The organism is Frankia sp. CeCAU1, assembly GCF_977971845.1.
The window spans coordinates 9,230-19,661 of record NZ_CDWWXA010000097.1; the positions used below are offsets into that span (position 1 = coordinate 9,230).

The 10,432-nt window shown below is 65.6% G+C and carries 12 protein-coding genes and 2 pseudogenes; 7 read left to right on the forward strand and 7 right to left on the reverse strand.

Annotation, left to right across the window (positions count from 1 at the left end; genetic code table 11):
• From AC08OO_RS16335 to AC08OO_RS16365, 7 genes and pseudogenes are all read right to left on the reverse strand, one after another.
• Nucleotides 1-1,205: recombinase family protein (locus tag AC08OO_RS16335; RefSeq protein WP_476618717.1), on the reverse strand; the 1,205-nt coding region annotated here is incomplete at its 3' end.
• A 508-nt stretch (nt 1,206-1,713) separates the two neighbouring features.
• Nucleotides 1,714-2,241, reverse strand: coding sequence for an LA2681 family HEPN domain-containing protein (locus AC08OO_RS16340; RefSeq protein ID WP_476610737.1), 528 nt, complete (start codon nt 2,239-2,241; stop codon nt 1,714-1,716).
• Nucleotides 2,242-2,268: 27 nt separating this feature from the next.
• Nucleotides 2,269-2,700 (reverse strand): hypothetical protein, encoded by a 432-nt coding sequence (locus AC08OO_RS16345; RefSeq protein ID WP_476618718.1) that lies wholly within the window; start codon nt 2,698-2,700, stop codon nt 2,269-2,271.
• A gap of 65 nt (nt 2,701-2,765) precedes the next feature.
• Nucleotides 2,766-3,263, reverse strand: a pseudogene (locus tag AC08OO_RS16350) (tetratricopeptide repeat protein); the annotation flags it as partial.
• A gap of 248 nt (nt 3,264-3,511) precedes the next feature.
• Nucleotides 3,512-3,889 carry a hypothetical protein gene (locus AC08OO_RS16355; protein ID WP_476610739.1) on the reverse strand — a complete coding sequence of 126 codons (378 nt, stop codon included), beginning with the start codon at nt 3,887-3,889 and terminating at the stop codon, nt 3,512-3,514.
• 810 nt (nt 3,890-4,699) lie between these two features.
• The gene (locus tag AC08OO_RS16360; RefSeq protein WP_476610740.1) at nt 4,700-4,939 is read right to left on the reverse strand and encodes a hypothetical protein; all 240 of its coding nucleotides are present in this window, start codon (nt 4,937-4,939) and stop codon (nt 4,700-4,702) included.
• A 37-nt stretch (nt 4,940-4,976) separates the two neighbouring features.
• Nucleotides 4,977-5,255 (reverse strand): hypothetical protein, encoded by a 279-nt coding sequence (locus AC08OO_RS16365; protein WP_476610741.1) that lies wholly within the window; start codon nt 5,253-5,255, stop codon nt 4,977-4,979.
• A 430-nt stretch (nt 5,256-5,685) separates the two neighbouring features.
• Here AC08OO_RS16365 and AC08OO_RS16370 point away from each other — a divergent pair, with 430 nt between their 5' ends.
• The 7 genes and pseudogenes from AC08OO_RS16370 to AC08OO_RS16400 all read left to right on the forward strand — a co-directional run.
• Nucleotides 5,686-5,901 carry a hypothetical protein gene (locus AC08OO_RS16370; protein ID WP_476610742.1) on the forward strand — a complete coding sequence of 72 codons (216 nt, stop codon included), beginning with the start codon at nt 5,686-5,688 and terminating at the stop codon, nt 5,899-5,901.
• A 2-nt stretch (nt 5,902-5,903) separates the two neighbouring features.
• Nucleotides 5,904-6,410, forward strand: coding sequence for a DUF6879 family protein (locus AC08OO_RS16375; RefSeq protein ID WP_476610747.1), 507 nt, complete (start codon nt 5,904-5,906; stop codon nt 6,408-6,410).
• Nucleotides 6,411-6,429: 19 nt separating this feature from the next.
• Nucleotides 6,430-7,278, forward strand: a complete 849-nt coding sequence (locus tag AC08OO_RS16380) for a helix-turn-helix domain-containing protein (protein ID WP_476610743.1) — start codon at nt 6,430-6,432, stop codon at nt 7,276-7,278.
• Between the two features lie 135 nt (nt 7,279-7,413).
• Nucleotides 7,414-8,571, forward strand: a complete 1,158-nt coding sequence (locus AC08OO_RS16385) for a radical SAM protein (protein WP_476610744.1) — start codon at nt 7,414-7,416, stop codon at nt 8,569-8,571.
• Nucleotides 8,568-9,161: a 3'-5' exonuclease gene (locus AC08OO_RS16390; protein ID WP_476610745.1), complete on the forward strand. Its 594-nt coding sequence runs from the start codon at nt 8,568-8,570 to the stop codon at nt 9,159-9,161. Before AC08OO_RS16385 ends, AC08OO_RS16390 begins: the two co-directional genes overlap by 4 nt.
• Nucleotides 9,136-9,786 carry a dTMP kinase gene (gene tmk, locus AC08OO_RS16395; RefSeq protein WP_476610746.1) on the forward strand — a complete coding sequence of 217 codons (651 nt, stop codon included), beginning with the start codon at nt 9,136-9,138 and terminating at the stop codon, nt 9,784-9,786. Before AC08OO_RS16390 ends, tmk begins: the two co-directional genes overlap by 26 nt.
• Before the next feature lie 352 nt (nt 9,787-10,138).
• Nucleotides 10,139-10,432: pseudogene (locus tag AC08OO_RS16400) on the forward strand (IS66 family transposase); the annotation flags it as partial.

Sequence of the window (10,432 nt, forward strand, 5' to 3'; positions counted from 1 at the left end):
GCCTGCCCCTCCCAGACCTCCTCCCGGACCTCAGTGGTCCTGTCGGCGAGCCGGGCCAGTACCAGTTCCGTGATGAGCGCGTCGATCGGGCGGCCGGAGCCGGTCACGCCCCGGCAGCGTCCGGGCTGGTTGGTCATGCAGTAGTAGATGTAGCCGCCGATGCGGCCATCCCGAGAGCCGTGCAGCCGGCTGCCACACAACCCGCATCGCAGAACGCCCGACAGCAGGTAGACCCGCTTCTGCTTGTTCTCCCCCGGCCGCGGGTTCTTCGGCTTGAGGACTTCGCAGACTTGCAGCCAGGTCGCATGGTCGATCAGGGCCTCATGCTGGCCCTTGATCGGCTGGTTGTTGCGGTCCCGCGCGATCTTTCCTTGGTGCACCTGCCAGCCCGCCAGAGCAGGGTTGCGCAGCAGCGCCACCAGGCTCGGACGCTCCCAGAGGTTGCCCAACGTCGTGAGGACGCCTTGCTCGTTCCACCGGCGGCAGATCGAGTTGGCGTTGACACCTGCCAAGAGGTCCTCGATTGCCTTGAGTAGGTGCGCGCTCTCCACCGGATCGAGGGTGTGGTCCGGCTTCCAGCCGAATCGGCGGCGCCCGCCGACGGGGATGCCGTGGGCGGCGCGGGCTGCGTGGCTGTCCCGCAGACGTCTGGCGGTGGCGGCGCTCTGGCCGTAGTTGGCGGCAACGATGTGTCGGGCCGCCTGCCGGCCGTTATCGCTAACAAGATCCAGGCTGCCCTGGATGTCAATGATGGGCCGCTGCCAATACTCCACCACCTCGATGGCATCTTCGAGTTCCCGCGGATCGCGGACGAGGCGATCCTGGTTATAGACGGCCAGGCCGTCAAGGCGGGTCGCGCCGTCTTGGTACACGCCATCTTTGAGGTTCTCCAGCGCGCCTTGAAAGACAGGGCGGATAACCCGGTAGGCGTAGCGCCCATTTGGGAGCGTGACACGGCGCTTCCTATATGCGCTGGTCTTCGGCTCCACGTAGTAGCCGAGGTAGGTGCCGCCGCGCCGCTGAACGTGCTGGCGGATTTTTTCTTCCTGGACCGTCTTGTTGTCGATCTCCTTTCCTGAGGTTGGCGCATCGCTGTAGGCATCGGGATCCAGCTCGAAGCTAAGACGTACGAGCCCCGCAATGTTAAGGCCGCTCAGGTCGCCACGGTGGATACGGTCGAAGTCAATGTGCGGGAGCTTGTCCACAAGATCATTTATGCGCTCTCGGCGCATGTTTGAGAATAGCCGCAATCTTCCGCCACTGATCTTCCCTCAGCACTGGCGCCCGCGCGAGTTGCCGGCCCAGCCAAGTGCGGGCCAAGTCCACTGGCACCGAGGGATCGAACCCAAATTCGCCAACACCAAGGGCGCCCTTCCGGCGCCCTGCATTAGAAGATGAAGAAAATCGGGACGGTGGCCGCATAGTCCGAGCATCCCGCTAAGGCGGGTGCGCTCGGTAGACGTCAGACCTGGCAGGAAGGTGGTTGCGCCCGGGCAGTGGCCTGGCTGCCAAATATCGAAGGTCCCCTTTGAGGGTCGTGCCGCAGCACACCACCGGGCGACAACGGGCACTGCGCGTCCACACCAGGCGGTCGCGATTCCGCAGCCGGGGTATCGAACAGCCCGGCCTTGCTCACATCCTTTTCCAAAACCCAACCACCAGTTGATCGGATTTTGGAGGATGTAACCGAGCGCCTATCTCTAGATTCGCTGGCTACTCTGTGCCGTTACCGTCGGCCGTCGGCAACGGCTTTGCGCTGGGCGTAAGTAGCATCATCAGGTACAACAGCGCCGCCCGCGTTACCTGGAGCACCTCGACCACGCCGCAGGCGTACGGGTCCAATGCAACCCGCTCCACGGCTCCATCACCGTCGGGAAGGTCGAGGGCCGGCGTCGTCTCGTGAACCACGAGGAAGCGATGGGTTGCCGCGTTCCGCAGGTTCTGGGTGTGGCTGTAGAGGCCCAACCGTCCCATGTCCACTGCCAGCTCGGCCATAGCCGCAGCAAGCCAAGGCTCTGGCCACACCAGTAGCTTCTCGCGCAACCGGCCCAGATCCGGCTGCGACTTGTTCTTGCTGTCGGACTCGAACCAGAACTTGCGGAAGCTGATCTTATCTGGCCTATCACCGATTCCCAGCACGAGGTTGGCTGCCACCGCGATGCGGTCCAAGATGTCGATGGCCGTGCGCTGAGCCAGCACCAGTGCCGAGACGGCGTCGCCGACGAGCGTGCCGTCTTCCAAGCGGTACCATCCGCGGCCTGCCGATGGTCAGTCGCCTTCCTTGCTGCCTGACTCCACACGATGCCCGGCCGCAAGCGTTGCGACTGCCTCCCCAGGCAGGACGACGAGCGCGTTGTAGACCATCGCTCGGATCTTCAGGTAGTCGGCGCCGAGCTGCTCCAACAACGCGTTAGCCAGGGGATGCGCCGCTGGAGCATGGACGTGGGCCTCGTCGAGCGGCGCGTTTGGCGCCAGGCCCTCGACGGTGAAGGTAAGCGCCAGCCGATGACCTACGACGAAGCGCGCGTAGTCGTCGGCCGGCTGAAACGCATGATCCGACTGGGGCACACTGCTGTAGGCGTACGAGCTGAAGTGGGCAACCGCGCGCTGGTCGGCACGCGCCAGAATCTCCTCGGGGTGTTCCCGTGCGTGGCGTAGCAGGCGGTCATACAGCGCCAGGATGCGAGGCCGTCCGGACACCGGACGACCAGCCACGTAGAACAGGGCAATCGCGGCGTTGCCGGACGCCAGGCGTTCGTGGGGTCGAGGTCGAGGGCCTCGCGGTAGGCCTCGTATGCCTCCAACCACCGGCCGGACGAGTCAAGCAAGTTGCCGAGGTTGCACAGCGCTTGGCTACGGTCGCCGGCCGCCAACCGTGCGTCGCCTCCGGCCACGCACAGGAGCCCGCGTGCTTCCCGTCGAGGCTCCCAGCCCTGCAAGCGACCCGCCGGCGACTTCGGGTAGCGGAGGTCGGCTACAATCTGGAGGCCGTTCGCGACGTTGTAGGCAAGGTAGTCAGCCACCGACTCCGGCAGGGACCGCAGGAGCCCCACCCCTTCGTCGGCCAACTCTGGTCGCTGGGCGATGTCGGCAGCGTCAATCAGGGTTGCCGCGACGCCATACAACAGCGCTTGATCACCAGGACGGCCCGCGAGCAGGGCACGGACCTTGTCGGCGGCACCTACGGGATCGTCTGCGAGGTGCTCTCTGGCCCGAAGAAGTTGTGGGTCGACTCCTGGTGGTTGCCGTGGATCAGTAGGCACGTCCGATGTCCCCCGTATGCCACGCCAATGTGACTATCGCCATCCTACGGACGGGTGGTGCAGACCTTCTCTACGTCGCTCAAGCGCCGCTGCGCGGCGGCCCTCCCGGACGCTTCCGGCGGCCACCGCCTGCGGGCGGCGCTGGCGCGCCGTCCTCGCCGGAGCCGCCTCCGCGCCCGTTCGGGCCTGGACGACACCGGCCGCCTGCATCAGGTGGGCATGGCGCATGGCTCGCATGCCATCGCCTCTCATGCCGCAGATTCCAGCTTTACCCCTGTCGCCTCACCAAGCCGCTTGAAGTCGCGCTCGTAGCGCTCCATGGCATAGGTTGTGGCCCGCTGTTCATCCGCTATGTGCTCAGCGCGTACCACGTAGCGGTCTACAGCCGATTGCAACTCGGAGAATTTGCCATGCAGGTCTAACACGTCGGCCCGGACCTCATGAATCTGCTCGTCCACCACGTTGAAGCGTTTGTCGATGTGGAGCTGCTGCTTCTCGAAGCGGGCGCCCATCTGGCGCTGCTGCTCGTCGAACTTGGCGTTCATCTCGGTACGGAATGCTCCGACCTCAGCCACAACCACTTCGCGTATAGCATTCTTCAGTTCTTGCATTTCTTCACCGCTCATCAGTTTCTATTGTGCCTCCATTTGCTCATATAGATCAACCCCTTCGTCTGCGCACCCGGACTACCTTGCGCCACTGGGGTGGCTGCTAGCGGTTCCCTTCGGGAATCCGCCAGCCTACAAAGGTTTACACGCGGCGACGGCCCTGCGCCCAATCTGTGCGTTCTAAGGGTCAGTCGGGCTACTCCAATTTTAGATCGCGCGCTACCATCTGTATCCAGGAGTCCTCGAGGGCAATGGCCACCGCTTCCTCGACTACTTCCCGTGTAACGTCAATCTCCTCGTATGCCATGCAATCAAAAATGAAGTCGACTTTACGCCCGATGACCTGTATCTCATAGTCGTTGTTTATGAGAAAATCTGCCAACTGGTCGGCTGTATATTTCCGCAGCATGGCTTCACCGTGTCCTTTCGCGTAGCTGTGCCAGGCGGTCGCGTGTCACCCCGATGGCGCAGGTGATGTTTTTGGCAACATAGGCCGGAAAGAGGCCGTGCGGCTCTATCTTCCACCGCTGCCTCTTCTTGAAGCGCTCAAGTGTCTCCTGCTCCTGGGGGTGCAGCAGGCTTGGGTCTGGTGAGCCAGCTCGGCAAGTGCGGTGGTATTCGTGGATTGCCTTACGGCGGGCCAGCAGGTCATGTAGGCGGGCCGTCAGGCGCTCTGTGGCGTCGGGGTCGTGTAGGTAGATCGGGAGGGCTCGTGGGTTGGCGCTCATAGGGAGACCTCAGGTTTTAGCTCCCCATCACCCGAATCGGATTTGTTATTTTCCGCGCTTAGATATCGGCTGGCTTGCTGGCCGTAAATGGCATAGTTGGTCATGGTCGCATCTCGGCCGTCACCGGCGTCAAAGCGATGGCGTACTCGGTGCCGTCTGGCGCGGCAGCATGAAGGGGGTAGATATCCCGGAACTCGTACGACTCGTCATCGTCCTCCATCTGATGTAGCTTGCGCAGAGCCTCGGCTGCCTGGGGTACTAGTGGCTCGTCTTCATTCAAGACAAAGACATCATCCCGGTCTCGAAGGCCGTCGTTGTACTCAATCCAAAACAGTTTCATCCGTGCACCTCCAGGTGCAGGGTGTGGCGCTGGCACCTCATACCGCCACCGCCTCGCGCACGGCGGCCAGGTGCTCCCGTGCCTCCCGCCACGCGGCCTCCAGCGCCGGCCAGTATGCGGCGCTGCCGGGCGGTGCGCTTGGCACAAATTCCTCGCCGCAATTGTAGCAGACGTAGTATTCGATGTTTTCGCCGTACGAGTGGACTGCGGTTTCGAGGGTGACGGCTGTGCCGTCGGCGTTAACCGACCACCACTCATGCCCCGAAGCCAAGGCCTCAATATCGTGAAGTGTGCATGGCTTATCGACGTATTCCATTGCTCTAGCTCCTTCTGGTTCCTCCTGATCTTCTAGGGTTGGGCACAAAATTGGCATTGACCATTATCCGGACGCCCGGTAAGCTTAGATCAGATTCATTTGTTAGTGTTTCTTGCGGCTCCCGTTGCAGCGGGCGGCCGTTTTTCTTTGCGCCGCTTCAGGGTGGCCGGATGCTTGGTAAGGCCCGGCGGTGCGGGCGCTTACGGCCGCTCAGGACGCAGTGCGTCATGTGGATAGCCAGGCAGACAGCGACGAACATCCGCCAGGCGGCACGCGCCAGCTCCACCGCCCAGGCCCGTGCCGAGTTGTCGAGGGCGGGCTGGTGCAACTTGCCTGTACTTCTGTAGATCGGGTGCTGTCTGGCTTGACCCGCTCGGGATCCAGCGCCGACGATGGCAGAACCTTTCGCGCACTTTCTCGGAGGATGACCATGCGGCTGACCCTGCTCGGCACCGACTCCCAGGCGGGGCGCTGCCCCACGCTGTACGCCACTGACCGGGACACCTACGTCATCCAGGGCTGGACCGTCACCGACCCAGAGGCGCTGGGCGATCTAGAAAACGTGCTGGAGGGCGAGACCTTCGTCGAGGTCCCCAAGGCGCTGCTGCGCTTCGCTGAGGGTGACTACGGGAAGGCGGAGCACTGAACCTGCTCAACGATGCCCAGTTCGACCGGCTCTTCCTCGACTTCGAGCACACGGCCTTCCGGCTGGAGGCTCAGGAGTACTACGCCGAGCCCTACGAGGCGGAGTCGCTCCGGCAGTTCGTCGCCGGTCAGGAGGTCGACCTCGGCTGGTTCGGGGACTGGCTTGCCATGATCCGCCAGGCCACCGGGCAAGGGCGGCAGTTCACCCGCGTCCGGGTTGTCGGCCTTCCCTTGACCGACTACAGCCGGTTCGGGGTGTACTGCTCGCAGTTCACCAATGCTGCGGGTGAGGACATCCGCTACCTGCCCCGCGAGCAGGCTGCCGGCCTCCCCGGCTACGACTACTGGCTGTTCGACTCCCGCAAGCTGGTACGGATGCACTTCGACGGCGACATGAGCTTCCTGGGCGGCGAGGTCATCACCGATCCCGCCGTGGTGGTGCAGCACAGTTACTGGCGGGATGCCGCCTGGCACCATGCCGTCCGACGGGATGACTTTGCCGCCGAGTAGATCAAGCAGCTCCACCAGCGTGCAGGAAGCACGCCATGCGCTGGGGATGCGCCTTCGCCAGCTACGCACGTCGGCGAGCCTGACGGGTCGCCAGTTGGCGGAGGCGGCGTCGTGGCCGCCGTCCAAGATTTCCAAACTGGAGAACGGCCGCCAGACTCCCACGGACGAGGACATCCGAACCTGGACGGAGCTGACCGGGGCGACGGGTGAGGCCGAGGGGCTGCTAGCGTCGCTGCACACCCTGGAGGTGCAGCATGCGGAGTGGCGACGGCTCCTGTCGCCGGGCCTGCGGTCACACCAAGACGATCTGGCCGACATCGACGCGAAGACCCGGCTGTTTCGTGTCTTCGAGCCAACGGTGATCCCCGGCCTGCTGCAGACCGCCGAGTACGCCCGCGCCCGCTTCGCTGAGACCGTCACCGTCTTCCGGGTGCCGGGCGGGGTGGATGACGCCGTCCGGGCCCGCATGCAGGGCCAAGAGCACCTGTACCGGGCGGACAAACGCTTTCATTTCGTGCTCACCGAGGCCGCGTTGCGGTACCGGCTGTGCGCGGTCGACGTCATGCTGGCCCAGCTCGACCGGCTGGTGTCGCTGTCGGCCTTGCGGAACGTCCGGTTGGGGGTCATCGGCTTCGAGACCCGCTACGTGGTCGCGCCAGCGCATGGCTTCTGGCTGCTTGACCAAGACCTGGTGACGGTGGAGACCTTCTCGGCCGAGCTCAACCTGGCCCAGCCGCAGGAGATCCAGTTCTACGCCGGCGTCTTCGAGCAGCTGGCCGGCGTCGCCAGCTACGGCAGCGCCGCCCGGGCGATCATCACCAGAGTCATTGATGATCTAGCCGCCGAAGCGGGCGAAGCTGGCGCGTAGTTTCGCGGGACCGCCCCGGAGTCTTGATGTTCGAGAAATTCCGAGAAACATTCTGGCCAGATTAACCGGTAGCTCCCTACCCTCCGACTCAGACAGGTCACCGCCCCGACCCAACGGGGCACTTGGAGGGCACGAATGAGCACCCTCGTCCCGCTGCTGGACAGCGGACAGATCGAGCAACTTCCCCCACGAGCACGCGAGGTCGTGGAGTACCGCAAGAGCGGGCTCTCCCTCAACCACATCCAGGGCTGCCCCCTGGACTGCGCCTACTGCATTCGCCACACGTACGGCCTGTGGGACCAGCGCCAGCCGCGGGCGGTCATGTCCGACGCCGAAGCCGTCGCGGCTCTCGTGGCCCACCCGTACTTCCGGGCGGACGTCACGCCCGTGCAGCTGTTCAACAGGGCCACCGAACCCTTCCTCCCGGCGGTCAAGCCACACACGTTCGCCGTGCTGGAGGATCTCGACGGCCGGGGCCTGACCAATCACGTCCTGGTCATCACCCGCCACCAGGTCAAGCCCGAGGACTGCGAGCGGCTGAACCGCTTGCGGCACCTCAGGGTGACGCTGTTGTTCACCTACTCCGGCATCGACGACCAGGGCATCGAGCCGTACCCCTCCACGGTGGCCGCAGCCTCGCTGGAGCTGGCCACCAGCATCCAGCCCCGGCGTTACCGCACGATCTTGTATTGGCGGCCGTTGGTTCCCGGTCTCAACGACACCGACGAGCACCTGGCCCGCGCCGCCGCCCTCGGTCCCCACGCCGACGCCACCGTCTTCACCGGGCTGTTCTACCGGGACCAGATCGCCGGCTACTACCAGGCGGCCGGCCTGCCGGAGCCGTACAGCGGCACCGCCCGCCGCAAGATCGTGCCGGAAACCCTGGAACGGCGGGTGCTGGAGGCCCTGGCCGGCCACGGCCCCGTGTTCCGCAAGACCTCCTGCGCGGTCTCCTACGTCCACGGCCTGCCCGACTACAACGGGCACTACGGCGTCCGGGAGCTGTGCGACATCTGCCCGGTGGCCCAGGTCGGCCGCTGCCAGCAGGCCCACCGCATGCCGACCGCGCAAGCAGTCGCTGCCCTGGCCGCGACGGTGCCAGACACCGAGGCGCTGGAAATCTTGGATATCGACGACCGGGCCGTCATCGTCGACGGCCTTCCCCATGAGCAGCCCCGCTACTTCCTCCAGCACGCTCTGCGCTTCCAGATTCACGACCTGCGGCATCCTCACTACGTCGGGCGGCATGGGCGGGCCGACATCGGGTGGCAGCAGAAAGAAGGCAGCTCGTGAGTGACTGGACCAGCCACGACTTCGCCGTCGTCGACCTTGAGGGCAACGGCCAGCAGCCACCCGACTTGGTAGAGCTGGCCGTCGTCCCCGTCACCGCCGGCGTTATCGGGGAGCCGCTTACCTGGCTGGTACGGCCGGAGACGCCCATCACCGGTTTCGCCCAGCGCATCCATGGCATCACGGGCGAGATGGTCTCGGGCGCCCCGAGCTTCGCCGAGGTCGCGGATGAGGTACGGAAGGTCTTGGACGACGCCACCGTCGTCGCCCACAACGCGCCGGTTGACCTGGGGGTGCTGCGCCGCAGGCTCCCCGGCTGGGAACCGGCCGAAGCCTTCGACACCCTGCGGCTGGCCCGCCGGCTGCGGCCGGACCGCGTCAGCTACCGGCTCGGGGCGCTCGTCGAAGCCTTCGATCTGGCCGCCGGGCTGCCTTCGGAGTTGCGTCCCCACCGTGCCGCCTACGACGCCCTCGTCACCGCCCGGCTGTTCGCACTGCTGGCCACCAGCCCGGAGGGGCGGCCGCTCACGCTGGGCGAACTCCGCGGCCAACCATCAGGAGACGGCGATGCCCCGCCTGCGGCCCTTTTCTGACCACCATCGCGGCCTGTTCATCAGCGTCGACGGGCCCAGCGGCGCCGGGAAATCGACCCTGGTAGGCCACCTGGCGCAATTGCTCGTTGCGGCCGGCGAAGACATCCACCTCACCCTGGAGCCCTCCACCGGCCCCATCGGCACGCTGGCCCGCGACCTGACCGAAACCGTCACCGGCCATGCCCTGGCCTGCCTGTACGCCGCCGACCGCTACCACCACCTCGAAACCGAGATCCGGCCCCACCTCGAAGCCGGCAAGACCGTGATCTCCGACCGCTACACGCCCTCCGGCCTGGTGATGCAGCGCTTCGACGGCATCGACCCGGCCTTCCTGTGGGCGCTCAACGCCGAGGCCGACCGGCCCGACCTGTGCGTCATCCTCGAAGCCGATCCCGACATCATCGCCCGCCGCCTGGTCGACCGGGGCGCCCACAACCGCTTCCAGCTCACGCCGGGCTCCAGCCACGCCGAGGCCCACTTCTACCGCCAAGCCACCGACCGCCTGATCCAGGCCGGGTTCGACGTCCTGCGTGTCGATTGCAGTCAGCGCGCGCCCGAGGCCGTTGCTGCCACGATCCGTGACCGCCTCATGGCCTTCTTCGCCGCTCCCGAGGCCCCGGCGTAGCTGCCCCTATCTGGCCCGTAGCTCGGCCGTACCCCAAGATCGCAGGACCGGCGGTGCCGGATGGCGCCACACACGACGTGGCCGCCTCACATACCCGCCGCCGGTCCTGCCTGCCTTCAGCGACCCCAATCGGAGGGAGCGCCATGCCGCAAACCGTCTACGGCTACATCTCGCTAGAGGACGACGACAAAACCGAGGTAGAGCGCCTCCACGACCTGTTGACAGCCCACGCCCGTACGTAGTCGGAAGTCCCGTTGAGTTGATCGACGTTGGCGGTGGCTGCGGGGACTGGGTGTGGCCTGATGGTCTCCGTGGGTGATGGTTCGCTGGTCGGGATGGTTTGCTGTGGTGCGTGGCGGTTGTCGAGTCGGGTGTTTGCGGCGTTGCTGGTGGTGAGGCGCTGGCGGATGTGTTGGTGGAGAACGGCCGTCTGCGAGTCGAGCTCGCGGAGCTGAGGACGGAGCATGCCCGGCTGCTCGCGCGGGAGACCGCGGCCGCGGCCGAGCTTGAGGCGTTGCGGGCGGAACTGGCGACGTTGCGTCGGATGCTGTTCGGCCGGTCGTCGGAGCGTGCGTCGGGCGGGCCGCCGGCCTGCGCCGGCGCAGGGGACAGCGGTGATGGTCGGGACGGGGCGGCTGGTGAGGGG